Origin of the sequence: Oculatella sp. FACHB-28 (assembly GCF_014696015.1) — a bacterium.
Taxonomy (GTDB): Bacteria; Cyanobacteriota; Cyanobacteriia; order Elainellales; family Elainellaceae; genus JAAUTN01.
Genome location: NZ_JACJPJ010000086.1, coordinates 60,995 through 83,164 on the forward strand (window position 1 = coordinate 60,995; position 22,170 = coordinate 83,164).

Consider the following 22,170-nt stretch of genomic DNA (forward strand, 5'->3'; position numbering starts at 1 on the left):
GACTAGGAATTAGGAGTTAGGAAGTGGGATCGACGTAGCCCTGGATGTTTTCGGGGTCGAATTGCTTGAGGATGCGAGTAGCCTGGTTAGTGATGTTGGGCGAACCATTGACCACCACTAAATATTTGCCTGCTTTGAGACGATTACGGTAGGGGAGTGCGTCGCCGCTACCAAAAGCGAGTCCTACGCCACCGCCAATAAAATAGCTGCCCATTGCACCTGCGATCGCCCCAAAAACACCACCAATAAGGTGGTTGCCTAGAGAACCCGCCCAGTTGAATAGCTCAATCCCAGTCAGTGAGTTGAAGACAAAGCCTGAAATGAAGCCAAACGGCACTAGCCAGTAAGACATCAGCGTTGCTTGTTTTTGAGCCTGCTGCTTGGGGTCAATTAAGCCATACTCGTCAGCAGTTTTGTAGCCCTTGCCTAAAATGCTGACCTTCTCCATAGGCAATCCTTCTCTTTCAAGGGCGGAGTAGGCTTCTTCTGCCTGAATGCGGTCTGGTAGAACGGCGATCAAATAGTTCATATCTCAAGCACGATAGGAGCTTGTAGCTTTAATAATCAGGATACTAAAGCTTGGCTGCTTGATTTAAGAAAAAACTTGGACTTGGAAGTTTAGCGTCAAACCCAAATTTCTCCTTGGCGTACAAATCATCTGGAGTATTTATGGTTTGACAGTTGTTTTCTTAGCTCGGCTGTATCGCAATTTCAATACCAAGATAATTGAGGACAAGACCAAGGTTACGATATTTGCCAAGATTACGGGCAGATCATGAACGTAAGTTCCGTAAATGAGCCAAAGGACAATGCCGACACAGAGCGTGATCAACATGCTCCAGGAGAGGTCTTCGGCTGATTTTGACTTCCAAGTTTTGATTAACTGGGGCAGATAAGCAATGGTGGTCAAAGCTCCTGCCACGAGTCCCAGAACAGTTGTAAAATCCGTCGTTTCTAGAACTTTTGCAAAATCCATAGGTGGGTTAAAAGAACGATTAGAGGATGGTTGTGAGTATAGAGGTGAGCAGATCAATTGAGAGCTTGCAAACCAATCTATAGTCTGCCTGCGATCTTAAGTCTGCCCGCAATCTTAAATTTTTTGTCGATAGAATCGATTGTAAACACAACTACAGAATTGTGGAAATTCGTCGCAAGGGTGAGAGTGCCCGTAAATATGACTATGTCTATTCAGCAATATATGCGGGTGCTACGGCTATTTTGGGGAGCGGCGATCGCAGCCGAGTTAGAATACCGCCTCAATTTTCTAATTGCTGCACTCACTAGCTTGTTTAGTCTGACGGGCAGCTTGTTTTCACTATTCCTGTTTTACCGAACGGGCTATACCTTTGAAGATTGGTCGTGGGAAGAAGCGCTAATCGTACTGGGTATGTTCACGCTATTGCAAGGGTTTGCGGCAACTTTTTTAGCCCCCAACCTGAATCAGATTGTGCGGCAGGTTCAGGAAGGAACGTTAGATTTTGTGTTGCTCAAGCCAATTAGCTCCCAGTTCTGGCTGTCTACTCGCACGGTTTCCCCTTGGGGATTGCCGGACTTGATTTTTGGCGTGATTCTAATTGGTTATGCGGGCGGGCGTTTAGGGCTTGACGGAAGTAACTATTTGCTAGGCGTAGCCCCAATCCTGCTGGGTTTTCTGAGCCTTTATAGTCTCTGGTTTATGCTGGGTGCAACGAGTATTTGGTTTGTCAAGATTTACAACGTGACCGAGGTGCTGCGTGGGTTGTTAGAGGCGGGCAGATTCCCGATGGTGGCTTATCCAGTTGCCTATCGGGTTTTCTTCACCTTTGTGATTCCGGTTGCTTTCTTGACAACAGTTCCTGCAGAGGCGTTGCTCAACCAGTCCGAGGTGGAGTGGGTATTGGGTGCGGCTGGATTGGCGATCGCCCTCCTCTTTGCCTCACGCCAATTCTGGCGGTTTGCTCTGCGTTTTTATACCAGTGCATCTTCCTGAATTTCTGGACAACCACAAAAGCTTGGGATGCGATTGAATCGCGTCCCAAGAGGGAAACCAATAAGTTTAGGTTTTAGCGGGGAAACGTTGGTAGTTTAACCGCAGCTAAAGATTCAATCTTTTTAGATGTTCGCAAGGGATAGACGATTGGTGACGGCCAATTTGAATGGGTGGTGAAGGCAGCAGGTACCTTTTGCTCCGATTCACTGGTTTTAAGGTCAGACGTGTCGGGTGCAGATATGAACTCTTCAGCAGGCGTTGCTTGGGCAGAGGAGAGCAGCAGTCTGGCTATCGAGATTCCCTGAGCAATTTGTTGCTCTACATCCAGCGATGTCGATTGAGGCTGATTTGAAGGGGTTTCTGCGGGTAAATCGCTCAGTGATGGAGCAGGCTGAGGTTCTGAAGATGGGGCGATCGCCTCAAAAGAATCAAAATCGTCCGATACGCTGACCTTCACCACGTCATCCGTTGAAACATCGATCAGGCGAGCTAGGTCTTGCCAAAGTGCGTCTTCAGCGTCGCTTGATTGCGACGGTACAGATTCTTCAGAAAAGGTTGGGTTTGTGTGCAGATCGTTCTCAGCCGCTTCTACTGAAATTGGAGCTGAAATTGAGGTTTCTGAGGATGTCGCTGGATAATCTACCTGCTGAATCTCTGAGCGCGTTTGGTCTGCTTGGGGTAATTTTGGCGCTAAGTTAGCAGATTTCGGCTGGGACGCTGCCTCATTCCACCAACCCGCAGATTTTTTCAAATCATAGCTGAGAGGCTGCAAGTTGACAGGGGTAGCAGCGTTACTCGCTGTAGACGGCGGCTCGGTCGGCAATTCAATGGCTGGTTCATCTGATGCAGACGAATCGGGATGAATAATGGAAGCCAAAACTGTGGGAAGGTCTAATGCGGCGGCGGCAAGCGGATGAAACTGGCGGCTATCCTGTGTCTCTACCTGAGACCGTAGAGATATCTGTGTCTCATCTAGATTTTCCAGTTCACCTACATTTAGATCGCCTAGATCGCCCAAAAATTGCGGTTGAGCAGACCAGGGCTGAATTCGTTTTGCTTTAGGCAGAAAAGATTGGGGTGTAGAGGAGTCGTGTTTGTCCTCGGAGGGAGCGATCGCCTCCACCGCTTGTTCCTTTACCTCATAGCTAGGAGGCGGCACTTCCAGGCATTTCTCTAGTGCTGCTTTGAACTGGAGCGTGTACTGTTGTTGGCGCTGAAGGCGGGCATGCAAATCACGACAGGCAGTTTCAGACTGGGTCAGTTGATGAGATTGCTCACTATAGCGCTGCTGAGTTAGAGCGCACTCTCGCTCTAATTGAGCCACCCGTTCTTGGCTGCCCTCTAGTTGTTCAGTCAGGGTTTCGATCAAAATTTGCTGACGCTGGTTCGTCTGCTGAGCAAACTCTAAATCTTGAGAAAGTTGGGTGATTTCAGCTTGGGCGGCAATCAGTTCTTGGGTGATTTGGCTAGATGTCTGATGGGCATCAGAGGCTTGAGACGATCTATTTGCTTGGGACTGAGCTTTTTGACTGCGCTCCAGCGATTCTTCTAGCTGTGATACGCGATCGAGCAAAACGTCATTGCATTGGTTTAGCTCTTGAATCAGAGCAATCAGGTCGGCGATCTCAGGCGGTTCGATCGAGTTACCCGCTCCAGTTGACCATAAATGAGCTGCACTGGGAGTTGGAGTTGCCTGAGCGAGCCAATCGAGCGGCGGTACATCATCCGACGAATAGATCGACTGACGCTCAATTGCATCTGCGCTCACGGCATTAGGAAAATCGACTGTTTGCCAGTCTTGCCAATCCTCAACTTGAGTTTCTGCAATTCCATCCGTGTTAGTTTGATCTGCATTTGCCGAGTTGTCCCAGATTGAATGAGGTGGTGTTTGTTTTTGGGATGGATCAGATGGAAGATTTGCTTCACTCATAGCTCTAACTCGTGGCTTGGGGTCAAGGAGAATTTGGAGAACGGGTATCGCACCCTAATTCAGGCAGTGCTGCTTAATATTTCAGGGTAAACCAATTAAAACTCACTGGTGCGATCGCTGAAACGATATTTTATTGCTTACAATTGCTTGCAATTTTGCTACTTAATCTAAACTGATTTAATCAAGATTCCAATAGTTTTGATCAAGATTCCAACACTTACTTAACTCGGTTTCCCTACACAAGGTAGAAGGACAGATATAAAAGCTGGGAGAGCAACCTACAGGTTGCTCTCCCAGCTTTAGTGATGTGTTTAATTATGGCTGCTTGAATTAATCAAGAAATTTGATTGTTTATCTGGTGCACGCCCTCTTCGGGAGCTATCGCGTTGAGGCGGGAAGAGAGAGGGTTGGACGAGGCGAGGGCTGAGGATTTGCTCCATTACCATTCCGGTGACCGTTGCCGTTTTGAGTAGCAGGCTCATCGGTTAGCAACAATTCCCGAATCAGACGGGCAGCAGCACGCTGAGCCAATCCCCCTGCAATTTGTTGACCCATCTGCTGAGTTTCGGGTTTTGTAATCAGGCGAGGCAGTTTGCTAACCAGTTGCAGCGGATCAAACCCAGGTGTTTCCTGCAAAATGTCGATAATGCGGGTGAGATGTTCCAGATTTTTTTGGTCATTGGGGGCGATCGCTGGTTTTGCCCCATTTGACCCATTCAACCCAACGCGCTTACGCAGGCTATAGGCAAGGTTGCTGACGGTATTCCGCCCAAACACATCAATTCCCTTGACGATTTCTCCGACTAGCTGCTCGCGGATGAACTCTCCTCGCTCTGAGAACAGGAAGTCTAGTGTCTGGTCAAGCACCTGATTAAAATCATAGTCTTGACTGTCACGAGCGTTGCGAAGCAGGTTTTCTAACCGATTCCAGCGGAAGCTACCCTCTTTGAACAGCAAATCTCGTAGAGAGGATCGAAGCTGTGGAGAGGGGTCAGTGAGCAACCGCTTGGCAACATAGGGGTAAGCCTTGCTCAGCACCTTGAAGTTTGGATCTACATTGATCGCAATTCCTTCCAGGGTGACGAGCGATCGAATAATCAGGGCATAGTAAGCAGGCACCCGGAAGGGAAACTCATACATTACTTCCGAGAGCTGATCGGTCATGCTCTTGAAATTTAGTTCTGCCACACTTGCACCCAAAGCACCATCAAACACATTGGCAAGCGCTGGAATAATCGGAGTTAGGTCAGTTTCTGGTGAGAGGAAGTCTAGCTTAACGTAGTCTTTAGCAAGCCCCTCATAGTCTCGATTGACCAGGTGTACAACTGCCTCAATCAGTCCATAACGTTGATAAGGCTTGACCTCGCTCATCATGCCAAAGTCGAGGTAAGCTAGCTTGCCATCGGTAGTTGCCAGCAGGTTACCAGGATGAGGGTCAGCGTGAAAGAAACCATGCTCTAGCAGCTGCCGTAGAGAACACTGAACCCCAACCTCAATTAAATATCTGGCATCAATTCCTTGACTCAGCAACACATCGGGACGGGTAAGCTTTGTGCCCGTAATCCATTCCATCGTCAGCACGCGCCGCTGAGTGTACTGCCAATAAATTCGAGGCACATAGATATCGGGCAAACGTCCGTAGAGCTGAGCAAACTTTTCGGCGTTTTTGCCTTCTTGGGTGTAGTCCATCTCCTCAAAGATGCGGGCACCAAATTCATCCATGATGCCAACCAAGTCGCTGCGCACTTGCTCAGACTTGCTTGCCCAGATCGCTAGCTGCCGAAGAATGTAAATGTCTAGCGTAATTCGCTGAGCCAGACCAGGACGCTGTACCTTGACGGCTACCGTTTCACCGCTTTTTAGCTTGCCTTTGTAAACTTGTCCCAGTGAGGCAGCCGCGATGGGATTTGGCGAAAGCTCAGCGTAAACATTCTCAGGGCGATCGCCCAACTCTTCTTCAATAAACCGGAAAGCCACTTCATTAGGAAAGGGTGGCAGTTGATCCTGTAGCTTTGTCAACTCCTCCATATAAAGCGGCGGAATCAAGTCAGGACGGGTAGACAGAGCCTGCCCCACCTTGATGTAAGCCGGACCAAGGCTTGTCAGAATTTCTCTCAACCGAGCCGCTCGACGAAACTGATTGCGCCCAACAGTGCCCCAACGCTTGTCCCAAAATAGCCGTAGACCAAGCCCCAAGAAAGGCAAAATAATGCTAACCAGCCTTGCCCATACCTGAAACGGACGAGTGCGGTAGTGGGCAGCGATCGCCACTGGGTCGTATCGCAGAGCCGCATCTGTATCCATCAGGTCATTCACCTGAACGGATTTCAAATGCTCTTCGGGTGCAGGATGATTTTCGATTGCGATCGCCTCTAGCTGGGTTACGTCCTGGGCTGTGGAAGTGACTACGGTAGGCATAGTGTAGAGAAGGTAAGGGTGAGCAGTCTGGACTCTAAGCCACGTGGGGTCGGTCTAGCATCCATGCTTCTAGGAGTCAGGGCAGAACAGCCCATGTAAAGCATTGTAACAACAGGTTTAGTAAGAACTACATCTTCTTTTAACAAATAGACATTATCAAAGCGGTGCCTCCAGGAATTTTCGGTTGCGTTAGAAAGACTTCCCATGCCCCAACGGGATCGCCGTTAGAAACACCTACAGTCCTGCAAACTGCTACTAAACTGAATAAGTACAGGATAAGTACAAGCGTTTAGAAACATCATTCGAGAGATCGAGAGTTAGGGACTGGGGGGTTAGTTCCAAAACTCTGATTCTGATTTAGAACTTGAGACCTCGTATCCCAGAAATCAGTCCCCTCCAAATTTCTAAGTCCTAGCCCCTTTAGAATCACTCAATTCTTTGCCCTGTGGCATCTTTCCCTCTGGTCAATTTTGATTCATGCTGATCTCTCTTCAGATTGAAAATTTTGCTTTAGTTGACCGCCTGGATCTGAAATTCGGTTCAGGATTGAACGTCCTAACTGGAGAAACGGGCGCAGGCAAATCAATCATTCTCGATGCTCTAGATGCGGCTTTAGGTGGCAAGGTGACGGGTCGAGCAATCCGCACTGGAGCCGATCGCGCCCTGATCGAAGCTAATTTCAAGCTCAGTTCATCTCTAGCTGCCTGGTTAAAAGAGCAGCAAATTGAATTGGTGGATGAAACAGTCTTGGTGTGTAGCCGAGAACTGACCGTCAACCGGGGTAATGTTCGCAGTCGCTCTCGCTTAAACGGGGTGCTGGTGAACAAACAGCAGATGGAGGCACTGCGCGATCACCTGGTAGAAATCACCGCCCAAGGGCAAACCGTGCTGCTGGGGCAGTCTAGCCTCCAACGGGAATGGTTAGATGCTTTTGGCGGTGCCACCCTGATGCGACAGCGAGAAACTGTAGCGACTGCCTATGCCGCAGCTCAGCAAGCCCTTCAGGCACTCGAAAAGCGTCGTCAGTTTGAACAACAGCGACTTCAACAGCTTGACCTGTTTGAGTATCAGGCAAAGGAATTAAATGCGGCTAACCTGAGTGACCCCAATGAACTGACTGACTTAGAGCAAGAACGCCAACGACTCAGTCATAGTGTTGAGCTTCAGCAGCAAAGCTATCAGGTATATCAGGCACTCTATCAAAATGACGCTGGGTCAGAAGCTTGTGCTGATCTACTGGGCAAAGCCGAGGGGCTACTCACAGACATGGTGCGCTATGACCCCGAGATACAGTCGGTACTAGACTTAGTGACCGATGCGCTAGCGCAGGTAGAGGAAGCCGGACGGCAAATCAATACTTACGGGGAAGACCTAGAAACTGACCCGGAGCGGCTGCAATTTGTTGAGCAACGGATTATTGAGCTGAAGCAGATTTGCCGTAAGTATGGCCCAACTTTGGGAGAAGCGATCGCCTACAGTCAAAAGCTCCAAACTGACTTGGCAGAATTAAACGGTGGCGCTCAGTCTACAGAAGTTTTAGAGCAAACCTATCAAACCCGTCAGGCAGAATTGCTGCAAGCTTGCGATCGCCTAACTGAGTCGCGTCGAACGACCGCCCAACAGCTAGAGACGCTATTGCTCAGCCAACTAAAGCCGCTAGCAATGGACAAAGTCCAGTTTCAGGTGAACCTTGCTGCGGTTTCCCCTAGTGCAACCGGAGCTGACCGGATTACGTTTCTGTTTAGCCCCAACCCTGGCGAACCGCTGCAACCGTTAACTGAAATTGCCTCAGGCGGGGAAATGAGTCGATTTTTGTTGGCGCTAAAAGCTTGCTTTTCTCAGATTGATTCGGTCGGCACAATGGTGTTTGACGAAATTGATGTGGGAGTTTCGGGACGGGTGGCACAGGCGATCGCCGAAAAGCTGCACCAGCTTAGCCAAAACCATCAGGTGCTTTGTGTGACTCACCAGCCTATCGTAGCGGCGATGGCAGACGCTCACTTCCGAGTAAATAAGCAAGTGATTGACCAGATTCTCAGCAATGGCAAGGCGATCGCCGCTGACACAAGTAAAACCGAAGACGTCAGAACGGTTGTCCGAGTTGCTGCACTCGACGACCAGCAGCGACGCGAAGAATTAGCCCAACTAGCAGGTGGACAGACTGCTCAAGAGGCGATCGCCTTTGCTGAGTCGCTGCTTAATCAGGCCGCGAATGCCCGCCTAACTCACGCCACTCCATCGCTTAACTCCAACACTTCCCCACCAAAATCAAGAACAGGACGCAAATCTCGCGCCAAAAAAGCTTAGATAAAAGCCGAATCTTTGAAGATTCAAAATTAGGATAACTGCTTTTAGAACTTCTAATTTTGAGTATTTGATCTGCTTATTTTCTTTCAAAATTCCTCCTTGGATAGATGCACACTCAAGCAACCTGAAAAGCCTCAAACATATCTAGCTTGCTTCGTATACTTAGTTGCTCAGGGGCAATCCAATCGTATTGGTGTCACATTTCTACAACAACTGGATAGGCAATGCATCTTAGGTTGCAAAAAGTCTCTCGCTAAATTAAACCCAGCGATGGATTCAAATGCTTGCTTTTTTAAGCAACAGTGAGCAGTTAGCACCTTATCTGAGAGGAATGATTAATGAGCGTCCAAAATCGTCTCGTTTCGCTTAAACAGCTGATCAGCCTCGGCGCGATCGCGGGCACTAGTGTTTTCTTTGGGTTTCCTGCTCTAGCACAATCCAACGTCAATTCCGATGCTTCTACTAACACTATTCTGGCCCAAGCAGAATCTACAGGAGATGATTTTGAGCTTTCTCCAGAAGGCTTCGAGATTCTTTGTGAGCGCTTTCCACTCAATTCCCGTTGCGAAGGAACCGCTGGCTCTGGAAGTGGTGGTATATCAGGCTCCGCTGGAGATCCAAACACAGATACGTCTGATCCACCTATTGAGCCAGGAAATGCACCTTCTGATGACTCAGAGGGCGGTACACAGCAGACTTCTCCTAGCGATGAGTCTGATGGGTTAGGCACACCATCTGACAGCTCAAACGATGGCATTCCCGAATCGCCTTCAGACCCCAACACCGACACAACAAACCCACCTTTTGACCCTGGCAATGCTCCTTCAGACGATTCGGAAGGTGGTACACAAGAGCGTCCTGGTGACCCATCAGGTGGCGGGATGATGCAGTCCCCTGGCGGAACAATGTCTCCTGGTGGAGCACCTCTCGATAACCGCCCTCCAGCTGCCGAGCCAGATGACTCTACAGTTCCTCCAACCGAAAACGAATAGCGGTTGAGGAACAGTAAATCCGAAGGTGCCACTTGAGCAACTTGTCAAGTTATCGTTCAGCCTTTTAGAATCCTTTCCAAACGGGTTCTTAGAGCTACTCAGTTATAAAGTGTAGCCATACAGGTTAGGACAAAAAAGGGAGGCAGGACTTAGTCCTGCCTCCCTTTTTTGTCCTAACTTAAGTCACTAGCACTGCAAAAGCGTGGGGCTGATTAGTGCTCCACGCTTTTGCAGAATAAGATGTGGCTGTAGCCGCAAAGGCTATATCAACGTTTGAAAACAGTTCCTAAAATCGGTTAAGGACATTGCGCGGAACGCCCGTACGAGGTTTTGTACGGGTCTGTCTGTTCAAGAGAAACTACTGGGCAGGCATTGTCCACCAGGCGAGTGCATAGTCCTGAGTGGGAGCGTTGACGCGATCGCGATATACCACACGAATCTTGTACTGTCCGGTTTCGGGCACTTCGTGGAAGATGTGCTCAACACTATCAACCTCGCTTACAGATGACCAGATACTATCTGAAATATCATCATCTTCAGCCCGCATCAGGTAAATATCCAGGTTGTTTAAGCCTGCATCTTCAAACAGTTCTCCCAGATCATATTCCTCACTGCTATTTGCATCTTGCAAGGACACTTCACGATCCCAGGTCAGCGTCGCTGACACAAAGCTGCCACCCTGGAGCGGCTGCTCTAGCACATAATCCTGAAATTCGCGTGCGTCTGAGCTGTCCCCAACCGTGCGATAGTCCCAACCGATCGCCGGAACTGGTTCGTCAGGACTCCACTGTCCAGGACTAAACTGCTGATAAGCGCGGAATACATTCAAATGTCCCGTACCAATTTCAGCATCTAGGGGAAGTGACGGATCGCGATAAGCGTCAGAGTCAAGCCAGGTTTTGTTGTTTTGCATCAGCATGGTACGGCTCATCCCCAGACGCAAACCGTCGCCGCTGTCTTGGATCTTGTCGGCAGAGTTCATTAACACCGCTTTGGTGACTTCATGGCGACGGGCATCTAGACTCCAGTTGGGCTGATTGGTACTGATCTGGCGATCGCCATGCTGATGCAGCAGCGCCACTGCTGCCGTAACGTGCGGTGCCGCAAAGCTGCTACCGGTTGCCCGGATGATGCTGCCATCAGGGTTAAACATCTCGATGTTGGTGCCAGGAGCGACCAGGCTAACCGAGCGACGTGGTCCAACGTTGCTCTCAGAGTCAGGCGATCGCCCAAGCACCGTTGCAGGTTCGCTACCCAGGTTGGAATAATCGACTTTCGAGAATACTCCATTAACCTGAGTCGAATTTGCGATCGTCATGCCGTTAAAGTTATCTGTTGGAATCGGAATACCACCTGTTCCTTGATTTCCAGCGATCACATACAGGACATCGTGAAACGATGATGACCAATCAACACATTGCGTCAGCAGCGCATTCCCATCCAAAACTGCATCCGGGCGCGGATCTTGAACCAGCGATTCGCCAAAGCTGAAATTGATCGCCCGCACTTGTCCACCATCCTGCATTGCCACCATTTGAGATGACAGACACTCTTCTGGCTGCCCGCTGCGCTCAACGATCCCCACTGCTGAAGAATAGAGAGTTGCATCAGGCGCAACTCCTGTCAGGTATTTGTCCTCGCTAACCATGACGCTGGCAACATTGGATGCATGACCATCCACATAGTCATTTGCCTGCGCTCGGTCGTCTCGAAAAAAGACTTGTCCGACCTGCACTACATTGTTATTAACAGCAGCTTTATCCAACCCAAACTGAGCGGGACGACCAATCTCAACCTGACCAATCGAAATTTTGCTGCCCGTCAAGTTGTAGGGAGCAGCGTGCAGCCTGAGTGCATCAATGCCTGCTTCCCCAACCGAAACTGCTAAACCCCACACTGGCGTTGCTAAAAGGGAAGCGGAAAAGCCCCCAATTAACCATCCCAGCCTTTTCACCATTCGCTGCTGCACGGAAGTCTCTCCACAAAAAAATAAATTTCGTGTGAATCTGAGCCTTTGGGGATCAAGTTTTCGAGGGCTTGGGAGCACGCTTTGTTAAACTAACATTACGAGACCAGGACGCAGGAGACATCGTAGCCATGACCCAAGCCAATTCCCACAAGTCAGTTGTTATTGCCCCATCTATCCTATCAGCAGATTTCAGTCGCCTGGGAGATGAAATCCGGGCTGTTGACCAAGCAGGAGCCGATTGGATTCACGTTGATGTGATGGATGGTCGGTTTGTACCTAACATTACGATTGGTCCGCTGATTGTGGAAGCAATTCGGCCGGTTACGCAAAAGCCGCTGGATGTCCACCTGATGATCGTTGAGCCAGAAAAGTACGTTGAAGATTTTGCCAAGGCGGGAGCTGACCATATTTATGTTCACGCTGAGCATAATGCTTCCCCACACTTGCACCGCACTCTGGGTCAGATTAAGGAACTCGGTAAGAAGGCAGGCGTTGTGCTAAATCCCGGTTCTCCTCTAGAGCTAATCGAGTACGTGCTGGAACTGTGCGACCTGGTGCTAATCATGAGCGTTAACCCAGGGTTTGGCGGTCAAAGCTTCATTCCTGAAGTGCTGCCCAAAATCCAGAAGCTGCGCCAGATCTGCAATGAGCGAGGACTCGATCCCTGGATTGAGGTAGACGGCGGGTTGAAGGCAAACAACACCTGGCAGGTTTTAGAGGCAGGCGCAAATGCAATTGTTGCCGGTTCAGCCGTTTTCAAGGCAAAAGATTATGCTGAGGCGATCGCCGATATTCGCAACAGCAAACGCCCCACCCCTGAGCTAGCTAAAGTCTAGACTCTACACTCTGGCAATTAAGCAGAATTTTGGTAACTGTCTTACAAAAGCTCCAGCTTCTTTCCAACTTTTAGGAAGCTGGAGCTTCTCATTTGCATTATCAATCTCAAGCTTGATTGCAAGTACAGGTAGATTTCATCTCAGAGCCTTAATTTTGGGTTGCATTAAGGAATCACCAAATCCGCAATTAACGGCAGATGGTCAGAATCCACATCTCGCCCTGTGTGAATTGCTGCAACTTTAATATCTGAACTAACCAGACAGTGATCAATCGGAATTTGCAGCAGCCGATGTAGCAAATTGGGCAGCACAGCATAGGTTCCTGGCATGGGCCAGGTCGGTAAGACTCCAAACCCTCGTCGCGCATTCTGCAAACCCGTATTCCGCACAAATCGCTTGTAGTAAGGCGACCACATTGTGATGTTCAAATCTCCGAGCAAGACAATAGGCGTTTCAAGCTGCTGAACGTACTGCCCAATTCGGTCAAGCTGAAGATTGCGAGTATGGAAAAAGCTGCGCCGCACCGGAGGAAAGGGATGAGCCGCGACCAGTGAAATTGATTGGCCCTCAACTGTCAGATTTGCCAGGATGCTAGGATTTCCATCCGTTTCAAAGAAGTCGATCGCAGCATTTGCTAATGGAAAGCGACTATAGACTGCAATTCCAAAGTTGTAAGGATTTGCCTGTCCAAACTCATAAGGAAGAATATCCTTGAGGTTCTGAAGTTGCGCTACCCAGGTATCATCGACCTCCAGAAACACTGCAATATCTGGCTTTTCTTCCCTCACCATCGTCAACACCTTTTCATAACTGCGGTTTCTAGTGTTGATGTTTGCCGTGAGCACCCTCAGTTCTGCTGCTGCTGCACTTCGACTTAGCGGGTTGTACCAGGGCAGTATGGGTGTGGAGAGCAATGCAACACAAAACAGCGCAATTAGAATAGGTACCTTTCGTCGAGTTAGAAATAGCAGCAGCAGCAAAATTAGACTGAGCAGAAAATATTGCAGCCTGAAGTGAGACAACAGTTCTAGGACTTGAGTCCAGCCGCGATCGCTCACCAGCGCAATCAGCGTAATCCCAACTATCGCCAGACTCAGTACAACTGAAAAAATCGCCGAAAACTTACCCTTTGGGCTACTTTTTCTGTGTAAACTCATTATTCATCCAGTTCTACTGAAAGTCACTTACTGATTCTGAGCTTCAACCTGTTGAGTCTCAATTCCTGTACTGCCTCACAAACATGGCTGTTTTCAATATCCCTACGTGACCTACGACAACACCCTCAAATATCTGGTTGAGCAATTTCCAGATCAATTCGTGCGCTGGCTGCTCGGCTCAGAGCCAGACGAGATTCAAATTCTTAAGACCGAGCTGAGCCTTGAACCTATTCGGGCTGATGCCGTGACGTTTCTTAAAACTACCAGCCAAATCCTGCATCTAGAAGTGCAAACTCTGCCATCCTCTACGCCACCACTGCCGCTGCGAATGCTCGACTACTGGGTCAGGCTGCAGCGGCAGTATGGCTGTGATATCGAACAGGTCGTCATTTTTCTCAAGCCAACCACTTCAGAACTAGCATTTGCCGAGCAGTTTACAGCACGGAATACCTCACACCGCTATCGGATCATTCGTATGTGGGAGCAGCCTCCTGAGCCTCTGCTGGCGGCTCCCGGACTGTTACCCCTGGCGACTCTGGCGCAAACCAATTCGCCCCAGCAACTTCTCGAACAAGTCGCTGCACAAGTGAATATGATTGAAGAAAAGGCTCAACAGCAAAGCATTACTGCTTGTGTGCAGCTATTAGCGGGACTGATTCTAGACAAAGAGTTGATTCAACAGCTTTTTCGGAGGGACATCATGCGGGAATCTGTGATTTACCAAGAAATTCTTCAGGAAGGCAGAGAGGAAGGCAGAGAGGAGGGCAGACAAGCTCAACTAAACTTGGTATTGCGTTTGCTGCATCGCCAACTCCGCGAACTGAATCCCGACCTTCAAGCTCAAATTGAGGCGCTGTCGCTGGCTCAACTCACCGAACTGGGGGAAGCATCGCTGGACTTTGTGAGTGAAGCAGACCTAGTGAATTGGCTGGATTCAGACGAAACCCCGAAGTAAATACTAGAATGCTTCTGTCGCCTGATTGCTGAACGATCCATGACTGATGCTGCATCTATGTCGAATCCTGTAGGTGACTTGCCAGAGCGCTTGGTCAAGCATGAGGTGCGCTATGCCGACCATCGAGTAGTCAACCGGGACGATTTGACTCCGATGATGCGTCATTATGTGGAGCTAAAGGATCAGTATCCCCATGCGCTGCTGCTGTATCGAGTGGGGGATTTTTTTGAAACATTTTTTCAGGATGCGATCGCCGTTTCCCGCGAGATCGAGATCGTCCTCACCAGCAAAGATGCAGGCAAAGAAATTGGGCGCGTTCCCTTAGCCGGAATTCCCCATCATGCGCTCGATCGCTACTGCACCATGCTGGTTGAGAAGGGCTATGCCGTTGCCATCTGTGATCAGCTTGAGGATGCTGCCGAAGCGCAGGGACGGCTGGTACAGCGAGATGTCACCCGTGTAATTACCCCCGGCACGGTGTTAGAAGAGGGGATGTTGGTTGCCCGTCGCAACAATTTTTTGGCGGCTGTAGTAATTGCGGCAACCCATTGGGGGTTAGCTTATGCCGATGTTTCAACAGGCGAATTTCTGACAACGCAATCGAGCAATCTGGAGCAGTTAACCCAGGAATTGATGCGGCTCCAGCCGTCTGAGGTGCTAGTACCCACGAATGCACCAGATTTGGGTGGGTTACTGCGCCCAGGAGAAAAGTCCGATCAGGTTCCAGACTGCTTGCCGCCGCAGTTGTGTTATACCTTGCGATCGCAATCTCCCTTTACCCAAAGCGAAGCTCGACAGCGTTTGCTCGAACGATTTCGGGTGCGATCGCTGGAGGGCATGGGCTGTGAACACTTGCCGCTAGCTGTCCGTGCTGCTGGAGGATTGCTGGAATATCTGGAAGACACCCAAAAGCAAAACCAGGTATTGCTTCAGCCACTTTGCACCTATACCTTGACCGAATATCTCACCCTCGACCACCAAACCCGCCGCAACCTGGAAATTACTCAGACTGCCAGAGACGGCACCTTTCATGGTTCGCTATTGTGGGCACTCGATCGCAATGTTACGTCAATGGGTGGACGGGCATTGCGCCGCTGGCTGCTGCAACCACTGCTAGACATTGCGAGTATCCAGTCTCGCCAGGATACGATCGCCGAATTAGTCAGCAATGGAGCGCTGCGGCAAGACCTCCAGCAGTTGCTTAAGCAAATTTATGACCTGGAGCGACTCACTGGACGGGCTGGTTCTGGCACGGCTAATGCGCGTGATTTGGTGGCGATCGCTGACTCGCTCGAAAAACTGCCCGACTTGGCACAACTTGTTGCCTCAGCCCGTTCCCCCTATTTGACTGCCTTACAAACGGTTTCCCCAGTTTTAGAACAGTTGGGGCAACGATTGCGATCGCATCTGGTCGATCGCCCGCCGCTCTACCTCACCGAAGGTAACCTGGTTCGCTCTGGAGTAAATCCCCAGTTAGATAACCTGAGACGGCAGGTTGAAGTAGACCAGCAATGGCTCACGCAGCTTGAGGTCACAGAACGTCAGCGCACAGGCATTCCCACCCTAAAAGTCAGCTTTAACAAAACCTTTGGCTACTACATCAGTATCTCTCGCGCCAAATCGCAGCAGGCACCGGACAACTACATCCGTAAGCAAACGCTGACCAACGAAGAACGCTATATTACCGCTGACCTAAAAGACTGCGAGACCCGCATTCTCAATGCCCAGCAAGATCTGAATCGGCTGGAGTACGAAATTTTTAACGGCTTGCGTGATGAAGTCAGTGAACAAGCAGAATTGATTCGGGCTGTGGCAAAGGCGATCGCCGCTGTAGATGTACTAGCGGCTCTTGCGGAAGTCGCCGTCTACCAGGGCTACTGCCGTCCCCAAATCACCTCTAATCGCCAAATCTGTATCGAAAACGGCCGCCACCCAGTCGTCGAGCAGTCGCTTCCGACTGGCTTCTTCGTGCCGAATTCCACAAAGTTAGGGGCTGGTTTAGAAGAGGTTAGGGGCTGGGAGTTAGGGGCTAGTTCCGAACCTCGAACCTCGAACCTTGAACTTGAAAATTCAAAGTCTCAGTCTCTAACCCCCTCCGAAACGCTAGCCCCTAGCCCCCAGCCCCTAGCCCCGGACCTGATCGTTCTTACCGGCCCTAACGCCAGCGGCAAAAGCTGCTACTTGCGTCAGGTTGGTTTGATTCAACTGATGGCGCAGGTGGGAAGTTTTGTGCCTGCTCAGGCGGCAACGTTGAGTGTGTGCGATCGCATTTTTACCCGGGTGGGTGCGGTTGATGACCTGGCAACCGGACAATCTACCTTTATGGTTGAGATGAACGAAACCGCCAACATTCTCAACCACGCTACGCCAAAATCTTTAGTGTTGCTGGATGAAATTGGTCGTGGCACTGCAACCTTCGATGGGCTTTCGATCGCCTGGGCAGTAGCAGAACACTTAGCAACTGAAATTCGCGCCCGCACTATTTTTGCGACTCATTACCATGAACTCAACGAGCTAGCGTCTATTTTGTCTAACGTCGCCAACTATCAGGTGACGGTAAAAGAAATGCCTGACCAAATTATCTTTTTGCATCAGGTGCGCCCTGGTGGAGCCGATCGCTCCTATGGCATTGAGGCAGGACGCCTAGCTGGACTGCCTGCTAGTGTCATTCAGCGAGCGCGGCAGGTGATGGGTCAAATCGAAAAGCATTCACATATTGCGGTTGGGTTACGCAAAGGCAATTCTGGCAACTCGGTTCAGGAAAAGAACGGTAAGAGTAAAAGAGTTTCTGAAAAACCAGCGGACTTGGCTCAACTAGACATTTTCAATCCACGACTTTAAGCCGTCCAGACCGCAACCCATCAAAGACACGATTAACTTGAGTCTGCTCAGCAGGAGTCAAAACCTGCTTGGAGAGCAGTAATGACATAAATTTTGACTGATCGGCAGAGCTAATCTGACGGGCAGCAAACATTTGCTCTACAATTTGCTCAACCGATGCATCTGATAAACTCACTTCAACTCGCATCGCAACCTCAGCCTTTATGCTTCAATCTGCTTTACAGAAGGTTTGCAGAATCTTTAAATCCATTTCAGTTGATCCTGCCATACCTGACGGGCATTGAAATCCGAAGATACACAGGAGTATCGAAATTTGCCCATGTCCTGGTACGACAGGCTTGAACAAAGAATCTATTTCTGATAGCACCCTTTTAGCTGGGTTGGCGATCGCTCGGTTCCAGTTGCTTCAATCGGTTCTGCAAATCAACCTCGTCTTTACCCAGAATCACCTCTAGATTTGCCACTCGCTCTTCTAAATTCTTGGAAGGATTTGAATCACCCGTAGAAGATCGACTTCCCTGTCGCCAAATCGCGACTGTTCCAACGATCGCCCCTGTAATTACCCCCAACGGCAAAATTAAGCTGCCTTGCGTCAGGGAAACCAGGGGAATGCAAAGCGCTAGCATTCCCGTCGCAAAACCCCAAATCAGCCCAGTCGCCACAACTTGCTGTGTTTTTCCGTTTTGCGGTGTCATTGCTTCCTCTCCTGAATTAGTAATAGACTGAGCCGTCCTATCGTTTCACGAAACGATAGGGCGGTTTCCACTAAGTCTGAGTCGCTAACCCACTGAGATCAACACAAACGCGGATATCGCCATTGGGTTCGACGTGTTCAACTTCAGTCGAAAAACGTAGCATTATTCCATTTATGGTACGGGATGTAGAGAGTTCTTCTACTGATTGCAGCAGCGATTCATAGAGCATCTGATCATGTTCTTGGGCGATCGCATTAATCACATTCCGCATCTGGTGTTGCTACAAGCAGAACAGAAATTTAACAGTTTGAGCTTCAACTGAGTTACTAAAACCGTAACCTCTGCCAAATTTTCTGCCACCGCTGCCATTGTGGAGCAGTAGATTTATTGACGTGGTGAGGAGTACGACATGAGTCAGCAGTGGTTTGGACGTCCTCTGATTGCTTTAGTTGGCGGCATGATTCTTTTAGGGTTAACCCTTGGAACAGCGGTTAAGTTTGGAAGACAGGCGATCGCCCAATCTCCTTCACCCTCTTCACCTCCTACCATGAATCAAACTGAAGGATCAGACGTAGATACAAGATTGGTTGCAGCGAATACTCGCTTTGGCTTCAAGCTGTTCTCTCAAATTCTGGAGCAGAACGGGGAACCAACGAATTTGATGGTTTCACCAACCAGCGTAGCGATCGCCCTCGCGATGACCTACAACGGAGCCAGCGGCACCACTCAACAGGCAATGGCAGAGGCTCTGGAACTGGAAGGAATGAGCCTGGAAGAAATCAATCAAGCTAATGCAGCTTTAGAATTGGCGCTGGAAAATGCTGATCCTGAAGTGCAGTTGGCGATCGCTAATTCCCTTTGGAGTAGAGAAGATACTTCATTTAACCCAGACTTTTTGCAGCGAAATCGCGACTTTTATAGCGCTGAAGTGGCTAGCCTGGATTTCACGAATCCCAGTGCGATCGCAACCATCAACAGTTGGGTTAATCGCAATACACAGGAAAAAATTTCTGAAGTTATTCAAGAAATTAACCCCAGTGTGGTTCTGTTTCTGATTAATGCAACTTATTTTAAAGGAAATTGGACAACGCCGTTTAATGCCGAATTGACGAGCGATCGCTCCTTTACCTTGCTAGATGGCAGTCAAAAACAGCACCCCACCATGTCTCAACGGGGTTTCTATGCCTACCTTGAAACCGACCAGTTTCAGGCAGTGAGTTTACCCTATGGTGAGTCTGAGCGGCTCAGCATGTATGTCTTTCTACCGCGTGAAAGCTCCAGCTTGACCGCTTTTCAGCAAAATCTCACCGCTGAGAACTGGGAAACCTGGATGAGCCAGTTTAGTAGAGAGGAAGGAGCAATCAGTCTGCCCCGGTTCAAACTGGAATATGAAACTCAACTTAATGAAGCCTTGCAAACGTTGGGCATGGCAGTAGCCTTTGATGCAGAGCAAGCTGACTTTTCGGGCATGAGTGATGAATCATTGTCGATTAGCCGAGTGAAGCACAAAACATTTATTGAGGTAAATGAGGAAGGAACTGAAGCTGCCGCAGTTACTTCAGTAGAGATGCAGTTGACCTCTGCCCCAGCGAATTCTCCATTTCAGATGGAAGTCGATCGCCCCTTCTTCTACGCGATTCGAGACAACCAGACAGAAACGGTTTTGTTTATGGGAACGGTGGTGGAACCGGAGTAAGGGAATTAGGGGTTAGGGGCTGGGGTTAGAATAGGGATGGAAAGGCTGCTGTGGTTGTGGTGTGGGCATCTTGCCCGCACATTTCCCGTTGAATGGGTCAAAGTCCGCAACGGTTTTTTGATTTTCCGTAATTCCGTTCCTTGCAAGGGTAGTTATCTCCCATGAAACGTGCCAACCCGTTTGTAAATCAGGATATTAGGCGCATTCAGACATTCATTTACCTGATTCCGGTGGTTGGCTTTTTCCCGGCACTGTGGACACTTTATCGACGGCAGGGCAGCCGTGAGCAACGGTCAGTGAGTCGGCTAGCAGTAACGTTGGCAACGGGTTGGCTATTTGGCTATCTGTTGCTGGGAACGGGTGCATCCGCTTCTCATGCCTGGGCATTACCGCTTTTGATTACCAGTAGTTTGCTGACCTCTGGCTATTTTCTTGTGAATATTTGGCTGATGGTGCGCCTGTGGCAGCGTAAGGCAATATGGCTGCCAGGAGTGAGCCAGGTGAGCGATCGCCTACCTTGAGTCGGCATCCCTACCACCTTTAGCAAAAACGCTGGTACCATGCTGCTGATAGCTGGAAAATCCTGTAAATCAGTCCCCAGTTGCTCACAAAGTGGTAGATTTTCTTGCAAACGTCCGCTTTGTAGCCTAATTCATCATTAACCTGTGCCCGAAATGTGCCCTCTCTGATAAACTTGCACCTTCAGACCTAGTACGTGTTGAGGAAGTTTGTGTCAACTCCAAAAGCTCATCACTCCCGTTCGCCACATCCTAGAATCCCTACAAAGAAACCTGCCAGACGTTGGCTGTGGCTCACGATGGGTTTGGGTGGAGTGGCGATCGCCTCAGCGACAGCAGGGGCTATGTTAGCAGTGTCTCTTGCCAGCACACCTCTGCTGCAAAGTGAGCTTACAGCCGAAGAAGCTGAAGTGTTTGACCAGGGCGATCGCATTTCTACAGGCATGAACTTCCGCCTGCCCCAGCTTACCCGTCCCGTTAACATCCTCGTGCTGGGAGTGAAAGTACTAAGCTCTGATGTTGAGAATCCTCCTGAAGAAGCCTTAGATTTGGGTTATCACTCACTGGTCAATTCCTTTGAGGGACTGTCAGACACTATGCTGCTGCTGCGGTTTAATCCTGAAACTAAGCAGTTGGTTATGCTTTCTATACCGCGTGATACCCGCACTTACATCGATGGACTGGGTGAAACCAAGCTCAATGCTGCTAACGCCTACGGTGGACCAGCCTTATCAGCAGAATCCGTCAGCGATCTCTTGGGCGGAGTCAGCATCGATCGCTATGTTCGCATTAACGTTCAGGGTGTAGAAAAGTTGATTGATGCTTTGGGCGGCGTAACGGTGTATGTGCCTCAAGATATGAAGTACACCGATGAGAGCCAGCACCTTTACATTGATTTGAAACAAGGTGAGCAGCACCTCAACGGTGAGCAGGCAATGCAGTTTTTGCGTTTTCGCTATGACGAAAAAGGCGATATCGGACGAGTGCAGCGTCAGCAAAGCCTGATTCGCTCCATGCAGGAGCAAGCGCTAAGCCCAGCTACACTAACTCGGTTGCCACAGATCCTTTCGGTAATCCAATCCCATGTGGATACCAACCTGGCGGTTGAGGAACTGGTGGCGCTGATGGGGTTTGCCGCTCAGAGCGATCGCTCAAATGTGCAAATGCTGATGCTACCCGGAGACTTCAGTGCTCCCGAGGACTACGAAGCTAGCTATTGGCTGCCTAACCTTAACCAGATTGACGAAGTGGTGAGCCAATATTTTGGCACTGGCACAAGCTACGGTAGCAGTTATGACTTTGACCCAGGATACTTAAGAGTTGCGATTCAAGATAGCACCGAAGATCCAGACGCAGTAGATAACCTGGTCAATGCGCTTTATGACATGGGCTATAGCAATGTCTACATCGACAACAGTTGGAGTGAGCCACTCAGTGAAACTCGCATTATTGCTCAGCAGGGAAATGTCGAGGGGGCTGAAGCTATTCAGCAAGCTTTGGGATTAGGCGAAGTGCGGATTGAAAGTACGGGCAGCCTGGAGTCTGATGTAACAATCCAGCTAGGCAGAGATTGGCTACAAGGGCAAAGCTCCAGTGATGAGGTTGATGGTGACGATCCATACAGCGAAGAGCAGTATGGCAACGAGCAGTATGACAGCGAGCAATACTAACCCATTACAGCCATCTCCCGATGGGTAAGCCATAGCGTAGGGGGCGTTCGCGAACGCCCCCTACAGGGATTTGTGGTTAATCCAAGTGGAAATGGCTGTAAGTAACGTGAGTTCGGGATAAGGAGGGGCGAAATAGATAGAGTTGAAAGTACCTAATTTTTAACTCATCTAACCGCCCCATGCTTAGTCTAGAATCCCTGTTCTGTCATGTCGATGA

The 22,170-nt window shown here is 49.5% G+C and carries 18 protein-coding genes; 9 read left to right on the forward strand and 9 right to left on the reverse strand.

Features of this window, described 5'->3' with window-relative positions:
• Nucleotides 1-16 precede the first annotated feature (16 nt).
• On the reverse strand, nt 17-529 hold the full coding sequence (locus H6F88_RS21225; RefSeq protein ID WP_190644721.1) for a hypothetical protein: 513 nt from the start codon (nt 527-529) through the stop codon (nt 17-19).
• A gap of 138 nt (nt 530-667) precedes the next feature.
• Nucleotides 668-976: a SemiSWEET transporter gene (locus tag H6F88_RS21230; protein WP_190644722.1), complete on the reverse strand. Its 309-nt coding sequence runs from the start codon at nt 974-976 to the stop codon at nt 668-670.
• Nucleotides 977-1,186: 210 nt separating this feature from the next.
• Here H6F88_RS21230 and H6F88_RS21235 point away from each other — a divergent pair, with 210 nt between their 5' ends.
• Nucleotides 1,187-1,969, forward strand: coding sequence for an ABC-2 family transporter protein (locus H6F88_RS21235; protein ID WP_190644739.1), 783 nt, complete (start codon nt 1,187-1,189; stop codon nt 1,967-1,969).
• 73 nt (nt 1,970-2,042) lie between these two features.
• Here H6F88_RS21235 and H6F88_RS21240 read toward each other — a convergent pair whose 3' ends face one another.
• On the reverse strand, nt 2,043-3,899 hold the full coding sequence (locus tag H6F88_RS21240; RefSeq protein ID WP_190644723.1) for a hypothetical protein: 1,857 nt from the start codon (nt 3,897-3,899) through the stop codon (nt 2,043-2,045).
• Between the two features lie 378 nt (nt 3,900-4,277).
• Complete coding sequence (locus H6F88_RS21245; RefSeq protein WP_190644724.1) at nt 4,278-6,317, reverse strand: AarF/ABC1/UbiB kinase family protein; 2,040 nt, start codon at nt 6,315-6,317, stop codon at nt 4,278-4,280.
• 477 nt (nt 6,318-6,794) lie between these two features.
• Here H6F88_RS21245 and recN point away from each other — a divergent pair, with 477 nt between their 5' ends.
• Together recN and H6F88_RS21255 are read left to right on the forward strand one after the other, a co-directional pair.
• Nucleotides 6,795-8,624 carry a DNA repair protein RecN gene (gene recN / locus H6F88_RS21250; RefSeq protein ID WP_190644725.1) on the forward strand — a complete coding sequence of 610 codons (1,830 nt, stop codon included), beginning with the start codon at nt 6,795-6,797 and terminating at the stop codon, nt 8,622-8,624.
• Between the two features lie 338 nt (nt 8,625-8,962).
• Nucleotides 8,963-9,616 (forward strand): hypothetical protein, encoded by a 654-nt coding sequence (locus H6F88_RS21255; protein ID WP_190644726.1) that lies wholly within the window; start codon nt 8,963-8,965, stop codon nt 9,614-9,616.
• A gap of 358 nt (nt 9,617-9,974) precedes the next feature.
• On the opposite strand, the gene H6F88_RS21260 is transcribed toward H6F88_RS21255, so the two are convergent.
• Nucleotides 9,975-11,573: a S8 family serine peptidase gene (locus H6F88_RS21260; protein ID WP_190644740.1), complete on the reverse strand. Its 1,599-nt coding sequence runs from the start codon at nt 11,571-11,573 to the stop codon at nt 9,975-9,977.
• 140 nt (nt 11,574-11,713) lie between these two features.
• On the opposite strand from H6F88_RS21260, the gene rpe reads away from it, so the two are divergent.
• Nucleotides 11,714-12,421, forward strand: a complete 708-nt coding sequence (rpe, locus tag H6F88_RS21265) for a ribulose-phosphate 3-epimerase (RefSeq protein ID WP_190644727.1) — start codon at nt 11,714-11,716, stop codon at nt 12,419-12,421.
• 164 nt (nt 12,422-12,585) lie between these two features.
• Here the strand turns inward: rpe and H6F88_RS21270 are convergent, their stop codons facing one another.
• The gene (locus tag H6F88_RS21270; protein ID WP_190644728.1) at nt 12,586-13,578 is read right to left on the reverse strand and encodes an endonuclease/exonuclease/phosphatase family protein; all 993 of its coding nucleotides are present in this window, start codon (nt 13,576-13,578) and stop codon (nt 12,586-12,588) included.
• 106 nt (nt 13,579-13,684) lie between these two features.
• Between H6F88_RS21270 and H6F88_RS21275 the strand changes: the two genes are divergently transcribed.
• Together H6F88_RS21275 and mutS are read left to right on the forward strand one after the other, a co-directional pair.
• On the forward strand, nt 13,685-14,533 hold the full coding sequence (locus tag H6F88_RS21275; RefSeq protein ID WP_190644729.1) for a DUF4351 domain-containing protein: 849 nt from the start codon (nt 13,685-13,687) through the stop codon (nt 14,531-14,533).
• 39 nt (nt 14,534-14,572) lie between these two features.
• The gene (gene mutS / locus H6F88_RS21280) at nt 14,573-17,374 is read left to right on the forward strand and encodes a DNA mismatch repair protein MutS (protein WP_190644730.1); all 2,802 of its coding nucleotides are present in this window, start codon (nt 14,573-14,575) and stop codon (nt 17,372-17,374) included.
• Here the strand turns inward: mutS and H6F88_RS21285 are convergent.
• The 3 genes from H6F88_RS21285 to H6F88_RS21295 form a co-directional block, all read right to left on the reverse strand.
• The gene (locus H6F88_RS21285; RefSeq protein WP_190644731.1) at nt 17,358-17,561 is read right to left on the reverse strand and encodes a hypothetical protein; all 204 of its coding nucleotides are present in this window, start codon (nt 17,559-17,561) and stop codon (nt 17,358-17,360) included. The two genes, mutS and H6F88_RS21285, sit on opposite strands and share 17 nt — an antisense overlap.
• A 184-nt stretch (nt 17,562-17,745) precedes the next feature.
• The gene (locus H6F88_RS21290; RefSeq protein ID WP_190644732.1) at nt 17,746-18,069 is read right to left on the reverse strand and encodes a hypothetical protein; all 324 of its coding nucleotides are present in this window, start codon (nt 18,067-18,069) and stop codon (nt 17,746-17,748) included.
• Nucleotides 18,070-18,139: 70 nt separating this feature from the next.
• Nucleotides 18,140-18,340, reverse strand: a complete 201-nt coding sequence (locus H6F88_RS21295; protein WP_190644733.1) for a hypothetical protein — start codon at nt 18,338-18,340, stop codon at nt 18,140-18,142.
• 138 nt (nt 18,341-18,478) lie between these two features.
• Between H6F88_RS21295 and H6F88_RS21300 the strand changes: the two genes are divergently transcribed.
• From H6F88_RS21300 to H6F88_RS21310, 3 genes are all read left to right on the forward strand, one after another.
• Nucleotides 18,479-19,765, forward strand: coding sequence for a serpin family protein (locus tag H6F88_RS21300; protein ID WP_190644734.1), 1,287 nt, complete (start codon nt 18,479-18,481; stop codon nt 19,763-19,765).
• 161 nt (nt 19,766-19,926) lie between these two features.
• Nucleotides 19,927-20,286, forward strand: coding sequence for a hypothetical protein (locus tag H6F88_RS21305; protein ID WP_190644735.1), 360 nt, complete (start codon nt 19,927-19,929; stop codon nt 20,284-20,286).
• A gap of 296 nt (nt 20,287-20,582) precedes the next feature.
• Nucleotides 20,583-21,953, forward strand: a complete 1,371-nt coding sequence (locus H6F88_RS21310; RefSeq protein ID WP_190644741.1) for an LCP family protein — start codon at nt 20,583-20,585, stop codon at nt 21,951-21,953.
• The last annotated feature ends 217 nt before the right edge of the window (nt 21,954-22,170 follow it).